The 19578-nt window shown below is 43.5% G+C and carries 14 protein-coding genes; 11 read left to right on the top strand and 3 right to left on the bottom strand.

The genetic code is table 11. The features are described 5' to 3' along the window. The first annotated feature begins 113 nt into the window (after window positions 1-113). Window positions 114-749, top strand: a complete 636-nt coding sequence (locus tag V7K48_RS13160) for an acetoacetate decarboxylase family protein (protein ID WP_335073053.1) — start codon at window positions 114-116, stop codon at window positions 747-749. A 1219-nt stretch (window positions 750-1968) separates the two neighbouring features. On the opposite strand, the gene V7K48_RS13155 is transcribed toward V7K48_RS13160, so the two are convergent. Further along, complete coding sequence (locus V7K48_RS13155) at window positions 1969-3849, bottom strand: ABC transporter ATP-binding protein (RefSeq protein WP_335073051.1); 1881 nt, start codon at window positions 3847-3849, stop codon at window positions 1969-1971. A 793-nt stretch (window positions 3850-4642) separates the two neighbouring features. Here V7K48_RS13155 and V7K48_RS13150 point away from each other — a divergent pair. From V7K48_RS13150 to V7K48_RS13115, 8 genes are all read left to right on the top strand, one after another. Continuing rightward, window positions 4643-5665 carry a tetratricopeptide repeat protein gene (locus V7K48_RS13150; RefSeq protein WP_335073049.1) on the top strand — a complete coding sequence of 341 codons (1023 nt, stop codon included), beginning with the start codon at window positions 4643-4645 and terminating at the stop codon, window positions 5663-5665. 189 nt (window positions 5666-5854) lie between these two features. Continuing rightward, the gene (locus V7K48_RS13145) at window positions 5855-6073 is read left to right on the top strand and encodes a hypothetical protein (RefSeq protein WP_335073047.1); all 219 of its coding nucleotides are present in this window, start codon (window positions 5855-5857) and stop codon (window positions 6071-6073) included. A 706-nt stretch (window positions 6074-6779) separates the two neighbouring features. After that, a complete protein-coding gene (locus tag V7K48_RS13140; protein WP_335073045.1) occupies window positions 6780-7949 on the top strand; it encodes a pyridoxal phosphate-dependent aminotransferase in 1170 nt (389 codons plus the stop codon). Between the two features lie 108 nt (window positions 7950-8057). Then, the gene (locus V7K48_RS13135) at window positions 8058-8495 is read left to right on the top strand and encodes a secondary thiamine-phosphate synthase enzyme YjbQ (protein ID WP_335073043.1); all 438 of its coding nucleotides are present in this window, start codon (window positions 8058-8060) and stop codon (window positions 8493-8495) included. Between the two features lie 183 nt (window positions 8496-8678). Beyond that, window positions 8679-9794 carry an aromatic ring-hydroxylating dioxygenase subunit alpha gene (locus tag V7K48_RS13130; RefSeq protein ID WP_335073041.1) on the top strand — a complete coding sequence of 372 codons (1116 nt, stop codon included), beginning with the start codon at window positions 8679-8681 and terminating at the stop codon, window positions 9792-9794. Between the two features lie 702 nt (window positions 9795-10496). Beyond that, window positions 10497-11210 carry a 2Fe-2S iron-sulfur cluster-binding protein gene (locus V7K48_RS13125; RefSeq protein ID WP_335073039.1) on the top strand — a complete coding sequence of 238 codons (714 nt, stop codon included), beginning with the start codon at window positions 10497-10499 and terminating at the stop codon, window positions 11208-11210. Next, a complete protein-coding gene (locus V7K48_RS13120; protein ID WP_335073037.1) occupies window positions 11207-12202 on the top strand; it encodes an FAD binding domain-containing protein in 996 nt (331 codons plus the stop codon). The genes V7K48_RS13125 and V7K48_RS13120 overlap by 4 nt, the downstream gene beginning before the upstream one ends. Further along, on the top strand, window positions 12199-14313 hold the full coding sequence (locus tag V7K48_RS13115; RefSeq protein WP_335073035.1) for a xanthine dehydrogenase family protein molybdopterin-binding subunit: 2115 nt from the start codon (window positions 12199-12201) through the stop codon (window positions 14311-14313). Before V7K48_RS13120 ends, V7K48_RS13115 begins: the two co-directional genes overlap by 4 nt. A gap of 35 nt (window positions 14314-14348) precedes the next feature. On the opposite strand, the gene V7K48_RS13110 is transcribed toward V7K48_RS13115, so the two are convergent. Then, window positions 14349-15026: an SDR family oxidoreductase gene (locus V7K48_RS13110; protein WP_335073033.1), complete on the bottom strand. Its 678-nt coding sequence runs from the start codon at window positions 15024-15026 to the stop codon at window positions 14349-14351. Window positions 15027-15037: 11 nt separating this feature from the next. Beyond that, the gene (locus V7K48_RS13105) at window positions 15038-16012 is read right to left on the bottom strand and encodes an alpha/beta hydrolase family protein (RefSeq protein ID WP_335073031.1); all 975 of its coding nucleotides are present in this window, start codon (window positions 16010-16012) and stop codon (window positions 15038-15040) included. A 565-nt stretch (window positions 16013-16577) separates the two neighbouring features. On the opposite strand from V7K48_RS13105, the gene V7K48_RS13100 reads away from it, so the two are divergent. Together V7K48_RS13100 and V7K48_RS13095 are read left to right on the top strand one after the other, a co-directional pair. Next, window positions 16578-16973, top strand: coding sequence for a hypothetical protein (locus tag V7K48_RS13100; RefSeq protein WP_335073030.1), 396 nt, complete (start codon window positions 16578-16580; stop codon window positions 16971-16973). 526 nt (window positions 16974-17499) lie between these two features. After that, on the top strand, window positions 17500-19272 hold the full coding sequence (locus V7K48_RS13095) for a WD40 repeat domain-containing protein (protein ID WP_335073028.1): 1773 nt from the start codon (window positions 17500-17502) through the stop codon (window positions 19270-19272). Window positions 19273-19578 lie beyond the last annotated feature (306 nt).

Below are 19578 nucleotides of genomic sequence, written 5' to 3'. Positions count from 1 at the left end.
ACCCCACCCCACCAAAGCTAGGCTTTGTTTCCCCTCCCCGCTTGTTCTTAGGGGTTGGGGGTAGGGTGTTAGGGACTTTTGCAAGAGGTCTACTATTAACTCTTAACTCTCTTATGCCATATCCTCAAACCCCTTGGACACTTCAAGGCTATGCTATCCAAACTCTGCATTTGGTAAATATTGACCGAGTGCGCCCCTCAATTCCCTCAGAGTTAGAAATTATTTCTGTATGGCCTGGTAAAACCCTTGGTAGCCTGTATTTATCTAATTACGGGTCAGGCTCGGTACTGGAGTACAGTGAGTTAATTGTTGCCTCTGCTTTGGTTTGTTATCAAAGGAAAATCGGCGCTTGGGTTTCTCACATTTATGTAGATAATGCTGATTCGGTGGCTGGCGGTCGAGAAATTTGGGGACTACCAAAGGAACTAGCTGAGTTTACCTGGGAACAAGGAAAGTATGTCACTGTGTATCAAGGAAACCAAAAGCTATATAGTCTTAAGTATAGTCAACAAAGCTTGGCATTGAAACAGCGATTAAGTGCCTCTAGTTTCAGCGCAAAGGGTGCTGATTTGCTGATATTCCCTGCTGAATTTGAGTCTCTGTTGGGTTTAATTGGTTCTAAGTTAGAAATCCCCGCCGAAAGTCCTTTTTCTGGAATAGGTTTAGGTCAGCCCTGGTTAACTGTGCGTTGTGAGCAGATGAGTCTACGGGTTGATGCGCCAAAAGTGGTTGGTCAGATGGGTATTTAGTACACTGTGGCGTCTGTTTGCTTACCTTTAACAAGGAACTTTTGCTCCAAGTCTGGTTAATTGAGATGTTAGCTGAATTTACGCGCCCGCTGTACTAGTACAACGCGGCATAAATAAACATACCATTTCAAATCGCGTAAAAGCCCGGAATACAATTCTTTTGACTTTTGACTTTTGACTTTTGACTTCCGCCTTGCGGTACTAGGCATTTCCAGATTAAGGACAATAGCAAGGCAATGTCTGACCTCAAGTTGCTTTTAATATATTGGCGGCATAATCCGGAATCCTGCACTTTGATTTTGTAGCTCTATATATACCTAAAAAAGTAAATATAAGCTAGTCGCTTGAAAGTATGAGGGATAGATTAAATGGTCTATCTCGCAATTATTCATTGTATGTAATATCTAGCAACTTTTGAAATTGAAATGTTTACTTAATTAGCAGGCTTGAGAAAACGACACAATTAACAAACTTGCCCTACTGTTAATCAACAGCAGGGTTTTTTATTGAAAATAACAAGATTCCTGAGTCTTCTCATAAATTGAGAATCTAATCTCAAATCTGTCATACTTTAATACCAAATTGCAATCAAAGGTAGCACTTGTGATTGTGAGTGAAACAAAGTAGAGCGAAGCAATTTTCTTTTACAGAAAATTACTACAACAGAACGTAACTTAGTATAACTTGTATTTTTTTAGAAATGCCTGTATAGAAGGCTAAATATTAAATGAGAAGACTAGAGAAATACAAAGTTAAATACTTATTAATTAAACCAATAATCAACCGAAATACAACTATTAAAAAATACTCATGTTGCCTAACTTCCTATGCAGCTAATAAAATTTCCTAATACTTATAAAGCTGCTAATTATACTCTGGCTCAATCAAAACTTACAATGATCTGGGTAAAAGAAATCAAGGAAGGACGTCAGAACATGGTTGCTAAATGGATAGTAGCAAACTAGCGATCGCACGCCAGAAATATAATGATTAAATGCCTATTATGGCAGTTCAGTCTTTCAGTAAATTTGGCGGATCAGTCTTTTTAAGGTGTTTTATTTTACTCCAAAAAAGACACCTTGATTGTTTTCCAAAGTGTGTTAAGCTGCACTTTTTTATCAATGTTTCACTTGTTACTCTAAATGTCGTCACAAAGATAGCGATGTCTACGACGGGCTGTGCCTACGCTGTTTCTACTTGAGATTATTCTGAAAATATTTTAAGTTCCCAACATCTGCAAGTTATGCAAAGTGGCATAAAGCCCTCCTTGTTGCAGCAGTTGTTCATGACTTCCCTGCTCGATTAATTCGCCACGCTTCAGAACAAAAATCCGGTCTACATTGCGAATCGTAGACAAGCGGTGAGCGATAATAATCGCGGTACGTCTGAGCAAAAGCTCGTTTAATGCCTCTTGAACTAAAGCTTCTGTACCAACATCCAAACTAGCGGTAGCCTCATCTAGTACCAAAATTTGGGGATTGCGAATGGCAGCCCGCGCAAAGGCTAAAAGTTGCTTTTGACCACTAGAAATATTTGTACCCCGTTCTCGAAGTTGAGTATCATAGCCTTGCGGTAGTTCTTCTATAAACTGGGCAATATTGGTTTGCTCTGCTGCTTGTTGAATCTGTTCAACGGTATAACCATCTCCTAAAGAAATGTTGCTTTTAACATCGCCAGCAAACAAAAAGCCTTCTTGTAGAATTACTGCCATGTAGCGCCGCAGTTCTGCTTGTGGTACTTCCCGAATATCAATACCATCTATGAGAATGCGTCCTAAAGTGGGTTCGTAGAGGCGGCACAAAAGACGGATGATCGAAGTTTTACCCGCACCTGTGGGGCCGACTAATGCCACTTTTTCACCAGGATGAATAGTAAAATCTAAGTCTTTAATTACGTAATCATTGTTTTTGTAAGCAAACCAGACGTGCTCAAAGCGAATCTCTCCCAGTTCAGGCAGGGAAGTGATATCTGGGGATTCTAGATTTGCAACTATCTCATCTATGTAGCCGAATTTAGCATCAAATATTGAGAAGCGCATATTGGCGCGATCGCGGATTTCTATCGGTTCATCTAATATATCGCCTACGCGTTCAATAGCTGTGAAACCTGCTTGAATTACCGTAAATTTTTCCGCAAAATCCCTTAAGGGGTCAAATAATCGTTGGGCATACAATATAAATGCAGATAAAGTCCCAAAAGTCAAGCTTTCTTCCAACAGTAACAAACCACCCACACATAAAACAGCTGCGATCGCAATCAGACCAATCCATTCCAAGGTTGCTGAAATAAATGAATCATAAAAGATGGTTTGATCCATTTGCTGAGTGTAGCGGGTGTTCGTGGCGCGAAACAATTCGGCATTAAATTTTTCCCTGCGGAACAACTGCACCACGTTAATGCCAAGCACATTTTCTTGTAGCTGTGAGTTCAGGATAGAAAGTTCGTCCCGCCCTTTGTAATTGGCTTTGCGGTACTGTTGCTGAATGTAAACAATTAACCAGGTAATTGGTAACAACATCAATAGCAGCAAGCAAGTGAGTTTCCATTGGATGGAAAACATCAAACTCAAAATCACCAACATGGAAAACAAATTGGACACAATGCCAATTGCCCCAGTAGAAAAGACATCGCCTAACACTTCCACATCGCTGGTAATTCTGGTGATTAATTTACCTACGGGCGTGCGATCAAAAAAGCGTACTGCTAGAGATGTCACATGCTGGAATAAGTCTTGGCGAATTGCTGCGGTGATTTGTTGCCCTAACTTCTGGACTAGATAACCCTGGTAGCCTGTCAAAATCAATCGGATTGCGATCGCAATTACCAATATTCCCTCCAGGATATTTAGCCCTTGCGACAAGGGGCGATTCCTGAGAAATTCGTAAGTGCTTGGTTCATTGCGAATTAGGGAAATAGCTTGACCAATCAACAGTGGTTGGATGGCATTAGCTAGCGCGATCGGTACGAGTAGGCACATCGATAGCGTCAACAGTCGTCCGCTACGACGGGCATAAGGCACTAAACGCAAAAACAATCGCCAGTCATTCTCACTCTGACGATATTGCGTATAAGATTTTTTGAGAGATTGGTAGATGCTCATAGTAAGAGCATTATATTAATGTTTGCAGAAAAATACGCTTGTTTAAAGTAGTGTTTGGCCTCCTACTCTAATATCATGCCTGAGATAGAAACCACAAGACTGCTACTAAGACCTTATACTCCTCAAGACCTGGATGAACTTACTCCCATTTTGAGCAATCCAGCAGTTATGAGGTATTCACGCAGAGGAGCGATACTAAAAGATCAGGTCAAAGAAGTAACGCAGGAAATATGACAATTTTTTATTACACACTCGCAATAGCTAAAACAACCTAGTATTACGACTAAAAGTAATCGATTAATTCAAAAAGCAGTAGACCTCTTGCATAAGTCGAATAGACTGCCCTTAATCCCCCCGATATATTGGGGGGAAACTTGAAATCTTGCGCCTTCCCCAATACATCGGGGAGGGTTGGGGAGGGGTGATTCAAGGATTTTTGCAAGAGGTCTAGTGAAGAAACTTTAAAGAGCTCTTGCTTAAGTTTTGAGCCAGTGCGCCCTTGCAGTTTCCCGACTTGTTCGCTCTTAGTGTTCTCGCTATGATAAACTGGCGTCTCTTGCAGCGGCTGATGCCGTTGGCGCAGCCCACCAGATGATTCTCTTTACATTTTGCAATCTTAAAATTATCAGTCCTCTACCCAGAAATGTTCCCACTATTGGTGCTGATTTTGGGACACATCTTATATCTAAAGGTAGAAGATAAAGATTAACTCAATTTTGGGAAACCTAACCTAAGAAGGGTACATTCCCAAAAGATGTCCTGCCTATTTATTGCAGAATGCAACTGAGATCAGATGACGCAACCTTTAAATCAAGTCAAAGAGTGGGAACAACGTCGTGATGAAGCAAACCGCTACTACCAGCGGGGGAAATTTCAAGAATCTCTCGATCTTGTAACCAAAAATTTACACTTGGCTAGAGCAATTCCAGATCGAGCTAGGGAAGGTTATACATTGAATGACCTCGGTTTAGCTCACCTCAGTTGCTGGCAACCTCAAAAAGCATTAGAGCGGTTTCATCAGGCACTTTCGGTTGCTGTTGAAATTGGCAACGCGCCAGCACAAGCAACTGCACTTAGCAATCTGGGTTCTACCTACAGCCGTCTTGGACGCTTTTCGCAAGCGTTGGAATATTTTGACAAAGCACTACCAATCTTTAGGCGATTGCAAGATCCTGAAAGTGAAGTTTCTATTCTTAATGATGTAGCGTTAATTTATACCCGCTTAGGAGAACCGAAAAGGGCACTGTTGCTACAACACCAAATTTTGAGGATGCGACGATTGTTAGGTGACTTTTCTGGTGAGGCAACAACACTAAATGGCATTGGATTTGCTTACAATGTCTTAGGCAAGTTTGAGCACGCTCTAGAATTTTTTCAAGCAGCACTTCCAATTCAACGAGCTGTCAAGAATTTGGTTGATGAAGCAACCACTTTGAATAATATTGCTTCTGTCTATAGTGATTTAGGAAAACCAAAACAAGCGCTATTGCTCTACTCTCAAGTTCTTTTGACACGTCGAGCTATTAGCGATCGCTCTGGTGAAGCAACAACGCTTCACAACATTGGTTTTACTTACAGCACCCTGGCAGAGCATCGGCAGGCAATGAAGTTCTATAAGCAAGCTATTAAGATTTATCAACAACTAAACGATTGTCTCGGAGAAATCTCAACTTTGCTGAATATGGGAAGCCTTTACGCCACAACAAAACGCAAAAAATTGGCGCGATCGTGCTACCAAAATGCTCAAGAGTTAGCAGAGAAAATCGAACATCAGCCACTCCTGGAAAAAGCACAGCAGTTTATAGATTCACTCTAACGCTGAAAATATTGCTTTACAACAAAAACGTTTTATCCATAGAAGCACAAGTTTTCCAATATTTAGCTATTTCTTTGAACTTTACACTTAGTTAATTGTATTTTTTGTTACTGCTAACCAGATATTGCTCTACAGGTTACGATCAATTAAGAAGTAATAATTTTTTACGGCACCGCCAGGAGTCTTTTAATGTTCATTGATGAATTGTCACCTATATTCAGAGAATTTATCCAGCATCCAGTCTCATTTGTCGGTGGGTTGTTTTCTGGTGTGCTTCGGCTCAATCTTGTAGACGATCCTGTTAAAAGCTGGCTGGATCAACAGATTCGCTCAAATAGTTACACCAGCATCACAATAGATGCACATAATGGCAAAACCACTGGGCCTCAACAGATTTCGATTGACTAAATTTTTGGGTAATCGCAAATCCGGTTAATCATTTTGCTAAACCAAACTATCTCACCCCATTTGTAACTCTCCCTTTCCTTCTTTGCTAAGAGGGAAATGAACAAAAAAACATGGAGAGAAGTCTGTAGCAAGATGCCGCAGGGTACGCCGGCTTCAGGCGTTGGCACAGCCGGCTGTACCTCTGTCTATGGTGTACACACAAGTCGAGTTGGCAATCAAATGGACGGAAAAGAACGGAAAATTATTTTTAAAATCCTTGATTTGACCTGATCCATTTATCAATAATCTGACACTATTGATAATCCGCTTCCTCAACTCAAAACCTTGCCAATATAGAGCTTGTATCTTACCAGGCAAGGATTTTGGGACTTGTGTACACCAGCGTAGCTGAACTCACAAAGAGGGATGTCCGTTGGGACTGGGTGAGATTTTGGAGGACTTTTGGGTAATTGGATAACTTATGTACACCACTGTAGCTTTGGGAGAAGGGGAGATGCTACGCGAACAGTGGGGACACAAAGTACGCAGAGTCTTGCCAAATTTAATTCGCTACGGATTAATAAAATGCTGTACTAAGTAGCGCAAGGCGGAATTCAAAATTCTTGTATTCATTGATTTGCAAGGCGTGGTTTATTTACACCGTGCTGTACTAGTCGCTTGCTCCTCTATTAAGAGATACTAAAACTAGATAGATAGGCAAGGAAATATGGAATCCCTAACCTCTCGTATGCAGGGGGTACAGTCGCCAATTATTCCTGTGGTTGGGGAACTGATTAAAAACTCTCCTGGAACAATCTCTCTAGGACAGGGTGTTGTTTATTACAACCCACCACCGGAAGCTATAGAATTTTTAGCCAAATTCTTAGCCGAATCCGCTAATAATTTATACAAATCAGTTGAGGGAATTCCTCCCTTGCTGACGGCACTTGCAGGAAAATTGCAAGCCTTCAACGGCATTGAAATCAATGGGAAAAACTGCATCGTCGTGACAGCGGGGAGCAATATGGGATTTATGAATGCCATTCTTGCGATCACTAACCCAGGCGATGAAATTATTCTGAATACGCCCTACTATTTCAACCACGAAATGGCGATCGCAATGGCTGGTTGTCGTCCGGTGTTAGTGGCGACGGATGAAAATTACCAACTGCGTCCACAAGCGATCGCTCAAGCAATTACACCCAAAACACGGGCTGTGGTTACAATTTCACCAAATAATCCGACTGGAGTTGTTTATTCTGAAGTAGCATTGCACCAAGTAAATCAAATTTGTAGCGATCGCGGCATTTACCACATTAGCGATGAAGCCTATGAATACTTTACCTATAACGGAGTGAAACATGTTTCTCCTGGTGCATTTGTTAGTAGTAGCAAGTACACCATTTCTCTCTTTAGCCTTTCCAAGGCATACGGTTTTGCCAGTTGGCGTATTGGCTATATGGTGATTCCCAAACACTTATTTTTCGCCGTCAAAAAAGTCCAGGATACAATTTTGATTTGTCCGCCAGTCATTTCTCAATATGCAGCTTTAGGGGCATTGCAAGCAAAAGAGGAGTATTTGAAGAGTAATATAGGTGCAATCGCTCAAGTGCGGCAAGTAGTACTCGACTTGCTCAACCGTCCACAAGCTTTATGTAACATTACACCTGCTAATGGCGCTTTCTATTTTTTCCTGAAAGTTAATATCCAGATGGATGCCTTTGAGTTAGTTAAAAGACTAATCCAGGAACATAAAGTAGCCGTTATTCCAGGTACAACCTTTGGTATTGATGACGGATGCTACCTACGCGTTGCTTATGGTGCGTTGCAAAAAGAGACGGCAAAAGAAGGTATAAAAAGATTAGTGCAAGGTTTGGAAACTATAGTTAGGAGTTAGGAGTCATTCAATTTTGGATTTTAGATTTTAGATTTTAGATTAAATTTATGAGGGCCTTAGGCTGTGTTAGTGTACCTCGTTCGTAATCCCAAATATAAAATTGAACAGATGTCAATTATTAATAAGTTAATTGAAATTGAAACCGAACCAAAAACTAATATTTATAATATCACGCCACAAATCCAAGATTTTCTGGCTTCAACATCAATTAAAAATGGACAAGTTTTAGTATTTTCTCAACACACAACAACAGCTTTAGCTATCAACGAAAATGAAGTCAGATTGTTAGAAGATATAAAAGTATTATTGCAAAAATTAGCACCAGAATCAGACAGTTATTTGCATAATGACTTGCATTTAAGAGATGTCCCAGAAGATGAGCCGATTAATGCTCACTCTCATTTAATGGCAATGATGCTGACCACTAGTGAGATAATCCCGATTGTGGATGGTAAATTAGCTTTGGGAACCTGGCAATCTGTGTTGTTTTTTGAGTTGGATGGGCCACGCAAAAGAACGGTATTTGTGCAAATTTCTGGCGAATAATCCAACTTTACACCTGCAATCTTCCCATAACAACCCAAATCTGAGAGAATTACAAGCATAACTAAAAAGTGCATCAGTTGAATTTACTTACAATTATTACAAACCTGAAAGAATGTTTTCAAGTATAACCTTCCTTTCCACAAACCAGGACTTTCGTTATGTCAAAGGTAGACGCAATTAGTTATGAAAAATAACGATAACTTTGTATTACGTAATACTTGGTATTATGCTCTGCCTAGTAATCAGATCAAGCCAGGTATGATGATCAGCCGCATTTTCTTGGGAGAACCGGTGCTGCTAGTCCGCGATCGCGATGGCAAAGTCTCTGCTATGCAGGATATTTGTCCTCATCGTGCTGTGCCCTTGAGTTGTGGTAGATTCGATGGGCAGGAAGTGGAATGCTGCTACCACGGTTGGCGGTTTAACTCCGGTGGGCGCTGTATTGCGATCCCGTCTCTTGTAGAAGAACAGCAGATGGATTTGAGTCGCTTCGACGTTCAGTCCTATGCAGTCCGGGAAGCCCAAGGGAATATCTGGATATATATGACTGATCCCAATAACCCTCAGCCTGCTTCTGAGATGGAGATTCCGGTAATTCCAGGGTTTGATGAGCGATCGCTACGGGGGGCTTCTCTACGTTCGCGCAGCGTGTCGCAGACAGACGCTGCGCGAATGCCAACGCACCAGTTCGTAGAGGTTGTGAAATTCCCCTGTTTTGTGGATCATGCAGTAGTAGGTCTGATGGACCCTGCTCATTCACCTTACGTTCATCGCGCTTGGTGGTGGCGAAATGAGCAATTGCATGAGGAAGTAAAGCAGTTTGATGCTTCGCCCTACGGCTTTACGATGCGCCGACACCGATTACCAGCAAATGGCGGTCGATTATACTGGCTGATTGGCGGTGGTGTCCCAGAAACGGAGATTTCTTTTCGTTTACCTGGAGTCAGAATAGAAGAAACCACCATTAACAACCATCGAGTCGTTAATTTAACGGCAGTTACACCAATTTCAGACACAGAAACTGAAGTAACTTTTGCTCTTTACTGGACACTTCCTTGGGTGGGATTTTTCAAGCCACTGATACATGTACTAGTGCGGACTTTCCTTGGCCAAGACCGAACGGTTGTGGAAAAGCAGCAGATTGGTCTGAAATATAATCCCGTGCTGCGGCTGATTAAGGATTCAGATATGCAGGCGCAGTGGTATTACCAGTTGAAGCGGGAGTATGCTCGTTCTGTCGCTGAAAGACGAGAATTTGTGAATCCTGTCAAGGGTCAAATACTCCGCTGGCGTGCTTAAATTTAAGATTTACGGGGTTGCATATTTGCGGGATGATTTAGCAGCAACTATAGCCGTACATCTGCTGCAAAACTAAGAGGTTATACCTCTTGCCTTGTTCCTCTGTTTTCCTTTTTTCTCCTTTTTTTGCCGCCATACTGTTTGGCTTGGCTATGGGTTAGGTTATTGATTATCCCTGTCGGCGTAACCAATAACCATAAATGAATTGCTAGGGGTGTGCTCGTAACCAATAACCATAAATGAATTGCTAGGGGTGTGCTCGTGATAGAACCCCCTTAGAGCCTTCGTTGTCGGTGTTAATGTGTAACAGGACTTACGCACAGGTAACGGAAAATCGAACCACAGAGTCCGCAGAGGACACGGAGGAATAAGAGTTTGAGAGGTTTTTGCGTAAGTCCTATGTAAGTTACCAGCCCACACCCGAATGGTTTTTTGACTGCCTTGCTAAAGAAACCACCAATCATTTGTGCGATCGCCTAAAAACCAAAACTGAGAATTTAGCCTCAAACAGCAATATCATGCTAAATCCACGGCTGAGAGGATGATTCAGCTATTTGGAGAAGAGTACTTTGTCTGATTTTTTCCTTATTTCCCCAGACTCCTCACCTGCACTCGACCTTAATTATGTACACAATACTAAATAGGTATGCATATCCCTAAGTTGTCAGAATTACCGCATTATTCTATCTAGAAGGACGAATTATGGAACACGAAAAAAGGGTAGAAAAAACATCCCAAGGCGGTTTTTTGGGACAGACACTGACTGCTCCCGGAACAGCTATAACCGCTCCCTCATTGCTTAATCAGGCAAGCGTAGCAAAGGACGCTAGCCAAAGTAACCCAGGTGAGATGAATGTAAAACTGACTGTTAACGGTGAGCAGCAAACCCTCAACCTTGAGCCGCGTGTCACACTCTTAGATGCCCTGCGCGATCGCCTGGGGCTAGTGGGCAGTAAAAAGGGATGCGATCATGGGCAGTGTGGGGCCTGTACTGTTCTGATCGATGGCGAGCGAGTTTATTCCTGCCTGACTCTGGCAGTGATGCAGGAAGACAAGGCGATCGTCACTATTGAAGGACTGGCGAAGGGCGATACTCTCCATCCAGTGCAGGCAGCATTCATTGATAACGATGGCTTCCAGTGCGGCTATTGTACCCCAGGACAGATTTGTGCTTCTGTTGCCTTACTTGATGAAGTCAAACGCGGTTGTGCCAGCGTTGTCACACCAGATTTTGCTCGTCCCCCACAGTTGGCTGAACTTTCGGAAGCTGAAATCAAGGAGCGACTGAGTGGTAATCTCTGTCGATGTAGCGCTTACAACGGTATTGTGGCAGCAGTCCAGCAGGTAATAGGACAAAAACCGCCCTCTCCTGCCGCAGATGTGATGGTCAATGAACCCCAGGAGATGCTCAGATGAACAACTTCACTTACACCCGTGCTACCTCTGTGAAAGATGCGGTTCAACGGGCAACGGATGACCAAAATGCGATATTGATTGCAGGCGGTACGAATTTGGTTGACCGTCTCAAGGTTTTTCTAGATGAGCCATCGCAACTTATCGATATTTCTCGATTAGAGATGAAGCGCATTGAACGGACAAGTGAGGGTGGTCTGAGCCTTGGAGCGCTGGTAACTAACACAGCAGTGGCAGACCACCCTGATGTTTGCCGCGATTATCCAATACTATCCCGGGCGATTCTTTCTGGTGCGTCTCAGCAAATCCGCAATATGGCAACCGTAGGGGGCAACCTACTGCAACGCACTCGCTGTCCCTACTACTACGATACAGCCTTCCCTTGCAACAAACGGCAACCGGGAAGCGGCTGTCCGGCAGCAACGGGCATCAACCGGATGCACGCCATCCTTGGGGCCAGTGACCAATGCGTGGCAGTTCAACCCTCGGATATGTGTGTCTCTCTTGCTGCTCTGGATGCTGTTGTTGTTGTGGAAGGCCCCAACGGTAAGCGGCAGATACCATTGATAGACTTTCACCGACTACCAGGGAACACACCCCAGCGAGATACAAATTTAGAGCCAGGTGAATTGATTACCTCTGTGATTGTTCCCCCAGTACCGTTTGCCAAATCAGGAGTTTACTTAAAGTTACGCGATCGCACTTCCTATGCCTTTGCGTTAGTCTCTGTGGCAGCTGCGGTTGAGTTGGCGGGTGAGCAGATTCAGAATGTACGCTTGGCAATGGGTGGCGTAGCTCATAAACCTTGGCGCTCAAAGGAAGCAGAAAAGTTTTTGATCGGCAAGAGTGCCAATACTGCAACGTTTCAACAGGCGGCAGAAATTGCACTTCAAGAAGCTAAACCATTAACTTATAACAGTTTCAAAGTTGACTTGGCAAAGCGGGCAATTCGTCGCGCCCTCACGGTATCAGCTAAAGGAGGAGGCATAGCATGAACAAAGTAATTGGGACTGCCATCAACCGTAAGGATGGACGGGCAAAGGTTATGGGCACGGCAACCTACGCCGCAGAACATCAAATTCCAGGTCTGGTTCACGGTTATCTTGTCACCGCCGGCATTGCCAATGGGCAAATTAAAAGTATTGACATTAGTGCAGCAGAAAAGGCAGTAGGTGTGATAGATGTTTTCACGCATAAAAACTCGCCTAAAGTGTTTACGCCAACCAACGACTTTATGACCTCGAAAATCTACGAGGCTCGTCTGCCGTTGTCGGATGACAAAATTCACTATGCAGGACAAATTATCGGTTTGGTAGTGGCAGACACCTTCGAGCGGGCGCGTGATGCAGCGCATTTGGTCAAGGTGGAATACATAAGCCAAGAGCCAGTCGTGGAAGCTGCGAAAGCCACCTTCAAGGAGGCACCACCGCAGATGGGTCAAGAGCTAAAGTTTGAAAAGGGAAATTTTGCAGCAGGGGTGGCAAGTGCAACAACCAAACTTACAGCCACCTACAAAACTTCCACCGAAATGCACGCGCCGATGGAACCCCATGCGATCATTGCTCACTGGCAAGATGCAAACTCACTCACTGTATACGAACCGTCTCAGTGGGTGTCGGCAACTCAGCGCACCTATGCAGAACTCTTTGGACTCCCAACTGAACAGGTTCATGTCGTCACGCCTTTTTTGGGTGGAGCTTTCGGCTCCAAAGCCTTTCCCTGGCCCCACGCTATTCTTTGTGCTGCGGCTGCCCGTGAACTTCAGCGTCCTCTGAGAGTCGTCCTCAGCCGACGGCAAATGACAGCGAACGCCGGACACCGCTCTGAAACCGAGCAAACTATGCGTTTGGGAGCAACTGCTGATGGTAGTTTAACTGCGATCGCCCATGAGGTTAAATCCTGTACCTCACCAGTGGATGTCTTTACAGAACCCTGTACTGCGGTCACACCAGTTATGTACACAGCGCCGAATTTGCAACTGAAGCAGGAACTAGCGGTGCTGAACATGGGTACACCAACATTCATGCGCGCCCCAGGAGAGAATCCTGGGATGTGGGCGTTGGAGTCGGCGATGGACGAGCTGGCCTGGATGCTAAAGATTGACCCGGTAGAACTGCGCCTGAAAAATGAAACTAAAGAACACCAACGCGAAGGTCAGCCATTCTCAGCCAAACATTTTGCTGACTGTTTGCTCTTGGGTGCGGAACAATTTGGCTGGAAAGACAGACCAAAACAGCCCCGTTCTTTGACATCCGATGGTAAACTCGTTGGTTGGGGGATGGCGGCAGCAACCTACCCTGGCAGGCGGGGGAAAGCATCAGTCAAGGTACGGCTGCTACCAGATGGTACTGCCCATGTTCTCACCGCTGGGAATGACATGGGCACTGGTGCATATACCGTTGTTGCGGCCACAGCAGCAGACGCATTGGGGCTAGCCGTCGAACAGATACACGTAGAGTTGGGCGACTCCTTACTACCAGATGGAGGCATGGCGGGTGGTTCCATGATGACAGCATCTCTCCTGCCGGCGGTGATGTCAGCTTGTGAGCAAGTTTTGAAAACTGCTAATGCTAAGACCGCACAGGAGGCGTTTGCAACTCTGAGTCAGTCCGGCCAAGCAGCAATTGAGGTCACAGCATCCTCCGCTCCTGGCGATGAAACCAAGAAATGGGCGTTCCAATCTTGGGGCGCACATTTTTGCGAAGTCAGCGTGGATGAAGAAATCGGACGTTTGCGGGTGACGCGCTGGGTGTCAGTGATGGATATTGGGCGAGTTATCAACTCTAAGACAGTAGCCAGTCAAGTCCGTGGTGGGGTGATCATGGGTATTGGGCAAGCCTTAATGGAGGAGTGCCAAGTTGATCCAAACATCGGCTATCCCGTGGTTTATGACCTTGCTACCTATCACTTCCCAGCCCATGCAGATATTCCTCGCATTCAGGTGGCCTTCGTCGGCGAACCTGACCTCAACTTCAACCCAGCAGGTGTACGAGGTGTAGGCGAAATTGGGATCACAGGTGTCTCGGCTGCGATCGCCAATGCAGTTTACCATGCCACAGGTAAGCGCATCCGTGATTTACCTATTACACCTGACAAGTTGATCTAAAAGGCATTGGGCATTTAAAAGAAGCTCTAGGGGCACTAACCCAAACTAAATTCTGTAAATTCTCTTTGCCCAAACAGCATGTTTCGGTCTACAGCTGACAAAATTTTATTATTGGCGTGTTGGCTATTTAAACAGCGAACAACTAACTGCGCGACATCTGCACGATTAATGCTACCAATAATCTGCGGATCTTCGGTTAAAACGCCATTGCCCGTTGCTGGTTCTGACTTTAGTCCACCAGGACGGATGATTGTGTAAGTGAGTTCACTGGCAATTAAGTGTTGTTCAGCTTTGTCTTTCTCAGCTAAAACTTTTCCCAGTACAGCTAAAACTTGGGGTGACGCAGCAACAACACTATTGCCAGTACCTATGGAAGACACAAGAATAAACTTTTGTACCCCAGCTTTAACTGCTGCGTCGATCAGATTTTTATTGCCAGGGTAATCCGGCTTTTCTACATCTGATGGTAAACCGCCAATTGTACTGATAACGGTGTGAATAGGTGCATCTGTAAGCATTGCCCGTTCGACATCGCCAACATTCAAGGCATCTCCCAGAACTACCTCAATACCGATTCCTTCTAGTTCAGCAGCAACTGCTGCTGTTCTCAGGAGTGCTTTCACCTTTAGCTGTTGTCCTGTGAGGGATTGGGCAATTTCTCGACCAACACCACGACTTGCTCCAGCCAGAAAAATATAAGATGCACTTGTCATAATCAGCCTAACTACTTACGCTCAAAGGATTTTATCAGAGGATTGGCAGTATTTAATAATTGCTCAAGCAACTGAGATGCTTCTGGTTGATGGCGAACATAAGTGTCAATAAATAGACCAATAATTTCACTCATTAGCAAATGCAAGTTTTCTTGGGGTTGAGTAGCTTCTAAGTCGAGAGACGATCTACCTGTAGTGGAATCTGGCTGATCAACTATCGAAAAGTGATTTGCTCCCTCTAAGATTACTACATAGCTGTCATTTCGTCCCCCAGCAATTGCTTCTTGGAATGTACGGATGACTGGGGTGGTAGCATCCCCAGGACTTACTTCGCTACTCTTAACCATGAATCCATCACGGGTTCCTCCCATCAGTAGCAGTGGTAGGGAATCTGGTAAAGGTAAGATGGTTCCTGGTTCATACCCCATGATTGGAAATCCTATATTACTTGCGCCATAAGCAAAAGATGCAGCAACTTCAGGGAAAAACCGAGGGTCAGCATTTTCGATAGATACTATACCACCCGCAGAGTGTCCACCGAGAATGATCCGTTGTAAATCCAGCATTCCTGCTAAAACTCCCTGATTTTGTAACTGTTCGAGTTTAGCTAGGAGTGCTGGCAAAGCCGAAGCTGTGGGAGCAGAACGATAAATTGTGGGTTTCATCTTTTCAAAATCAATCCCAGGTGTGAGGCTAATTACGCCTGATAAACTTTCGGTAATCCAATTAAACAGAACTACTACCAATCCACGTTCAGCGAGTTTAACCGCCAGCCATTGGTATTGTTGAGCATCACAGTTAAAGCCGTTGAATAAAATCACTACTGGAAAAGGTGCGTTTTCTGGATTAGCTGGCTCAATTCCGGTACTTTTTTCTAGCTGATTCTCCGGTATCTGTGCTGGATAGAGAATTTTCAAATGAATGGTATCGTAAGGTGACTGGATACCCTCAACTTTGGCAGCTTCAAAAAAAGCACGAACTGTCATCTGTACCTTCCTGACTATGACTTTAAGAAAATCTTCCTCTCAGTCTACAACTGTTCCTTGCAAGCAAAATCTAATGATCTAAAATAACGAAGTAACTAAGTAGAAAGCAGAAGGCAGCAGTAAAGACGCGATTAATCGCGTCTGTATAAAAGTTAGGAAAATCATTTCGCTGATTAGGATTTTATGTTTAGGACTTACGCACGGGTTATGAAAGAACGTAGACGCATTCGCGTAGGTCTGTCTGCGACACGCTGCGGGAACGTAGAGAAGCGGCTTGCCGCAGGCTACCACAGAGGACACAGAGAAGCCAGTGCGCCCTTGCGGTTAAGAGACTTGTACCCCTCCGGGGAAGCAAGCTACGCTCTTAGCGTTCCCGCTCTTTAGCAACTGACGCGACACGGAGGAATGATTTGAGAGATTTTTTGCGTAAGTCCTAATGTTGAATTATATTTACCTACTGGTAATTAAAAATATTAGTACAAGAATTATACTTAACCCAATTGTAGGAAGTATTTTAGTAAACAATTGTGCCAATCTAGCAAATAAATTTTCAAGGGATTTACCTATGGCTAAAAAATCTCAACCTAATCTAGAACAATATCAAGATGTTAGATTATCTGCCACCACAAGAATTTGGGTAATTACAGTCGCCATTCTCGGAGTTTGCGTCCCACTGTCAGCAGTTACGAGAAGTGGTGCTATTCTTCCTTTAGTTGCTATTGGTGGCGCAGCTGTTGGTACAGTTGCTGTTTGGCGTTCTGATAAGCAAAAATCAAAAACTAACTATTTGCAACAACAGCAAATAGAACTGTTAGAGCAAAGATTAGCGAATTTAGAAACAATTGTTAGCAGTGATGACTTGAACTTGCAAACGAAAATTAAACAGATCGAAGCAAAGGATACTTTTGGCAACTTCTCTGATGTAAGTACTCCACCCAGACAACCAAAACGCAAAGGTTAAAATAATTCGTAATGATGCTCTCTACGTTCGCGTAGCGTGTCGGAGACAGACACTCTTGCTAGCTTGCTTCTTTGCAGGAGTACGCAAACTTACTAACCTTGTGCTAACGTAATTTATAATTCCTATACCGCAAAGGTGTGATTGATTTGGAATCGGTGGTTTACTTCTGGCGTGCTGTACTAGGTTATTTTTGTGTAAGTATTTGTTGACTTTACGTTACTGTAACCTTTGAAATCCCTCTTAGATTAAACTTTCTTTTGCAGCTAGAACTGTTTCTAGAGAAACAGTATCTCGTTCTCCATCTCCGTTAAAATTGACTCACATCATCTAAATTCTATATACTTCAACTGCATCAGTTCATGAAATGTCTAAGTACTATCTATCTATATCTTTGCCGCAAACATCTGTCAATGGCTGTGTTTTATTAGACTGCTAAGATTACTGAATTTTTAATTAACTAAGGTTATAAACTTGAGTAATTGCGTTGGTATAGCTTACCGTAGGTATGCAATAGTTTGCCGCAGGAATGCAGATGGATTGGATTAGCTTACTCAAAGCTCAACAAACTGACTTCCTTCAACGTGTGAAAAAACCTAAAACTTATGACTTATCTTTACTGGAAAGTCAAGTCAAAGGTTGTCACACTGAAATTATGGCCTTATGGGGCGAGCCTTTGGCAAAACTCGAAGAACTTTCTCGCCAACAAGCAGAAATTCTCGCCAAAAATCCACCGCCGACGCCGCCTGAATATCCTGAGCCTCCCGACTGGACAATACCTTTTCCCAAATACTTCCAACAGCAAGCCCAAGATTATTTTTTGCGGGAGCAAATTGTTGACCGGGTGATAACTGAACGCTTGGGGAAGTTGGTAAAAAAGATACCACAAGATACCTTGCAAAACATGATTTTAGATGATGAGGGGAATTTGTGTGGCGAAAGTAAATTTCCTTATGTACTAAAAGATAATCCTCAGCTAAGTGTTCAAGTTTATGTTGCTGATGGAGAAAGTTTTAATGGTATTAAGAAAGACAAAATTAGGTGGTCAGTTACTCAAGAAGATTTAAAAAATCACCAAGTATTAATTTTTCTGTGTTTGTTTTATCCATCTACAGGTAAATTAGGTTACGAGAAGCAAAGTATAATAACAGGCTTTTTACCTACAAATCAACTTGAGCTTACTGAACCAAAACTGTATATCACTTCGAGTAACTTGTTGTATGCAGGGGGATTGACTTGGTATTTAGAATCACTTGATGGTAAAAAAGACACGTCGCCATTAATTAATGAGAAGGCGATCGCAGAGACAATACAAACTCTACCATCAGAGCATTCCCTTAAGAGTATAGTCGGTGATTGGGAATGCTGGCAGACTTTGCAAGGGCACAACAGAGGCATTAATTGCCTGGCTTTCAGTTCCGGGTGTAAGAATGGCAAAGCCTTACCCATATTGGCAAGTGGTAGTCGGGGAGAGACGAAGCTCTGGGATTTAAGCAAGGGTGAATTAATAGATACATTATCAGAGTATCCTTGGGTGATATCTGGGCTGGTGGATGAAGTGAATTCCCTGGCTTTTAGTTCAGATGGACAGACTTTAGTGAGTTGTGGTGCAGATTCTACAATTAAGCTTTGGCACGTCGGCGCTTTAGACTTGATAGATATTTTGCACAAACATAATGGGGTAGTGCGGTGCGCTGCCTTCACCCCAGACGGCAGAATGTTAGCGACTGGCGGAGATGATCGGAAAATTCTGTTTTGGGATTTGATGCAACGTCAGGTAGCGATCGCCCTCTCTTTAGATGATACCGCGGCTCATTCTCTGGTTTTGAGCCGAGACGGCGAAACTCTAGTTACAGGTAGCTACCGCAAAATTAAAGTCTGGCGTACCTCACTTTTGATGGGAGTCAAAAGTTTAAAGGACACACAACCATTGCATACCCTGATGGGTCATTCTCACATCGTTCGCTCCTTGGCGATCAGTGCAGATGGTATGCTGGTGAGTGGTAGCTGGGATCAAACGATTAAAATTTGGCATTTGGAGACTGGGGAATTACTTCATACTCTTAAAGGACATAGAGATAGAGTATATGCGATCGCTTTAAGTCCAGATGGACAAATTATCGCCAGTGGTAGTGCTGATAAAACCATCAAATTGTGGCATCTACCAACCGGGGAATTGCTGGGTACGTTTACAGGTCATGGGAATATAGTTACAGCATTAGCCTTCACAGCTTCCGGCGAGATGTTGGTGAGTGGGAGTTTGGATAAGACTATTAAAATTTGGCAACGGAATTTAAGTTAGGAGTCATTCAATTTTGGATTTTATATTTTAGATTTTTTCTTCAATCCAAAATCCAAAATTCAAAATCCAAAATTGACAGAGTTAGGAGTGAGGAGTAGAGACGCAATTAATCGCGTCTGTACAGGAGTTAGGAGTGAGGAGTTAAAAACTCCGTTCATCCACCTTTAATATTCGTTAACAAGTGTTTGATACTCGCTCATCCACCTTTGATACTCGTTAACGAGTGTTTGATACTCGCTCATCCACCTTTAATACTCATTCACAAGTGCTTGATACTCGTTTATCCACCTTTAATACTCATTCACA

The sequence above is a fragment of the Nostoc sp. genome (assembly GCF_036919615.1).
Classification (GTDB): Bacteria; Cyanobacteriota; Cyanobacteriia; order Cyanobacteriales; family Nostocaceae; genus Nostoc.
This window is presented reverse-complemented; position numbering and strand designations above follow the sequence as displayed.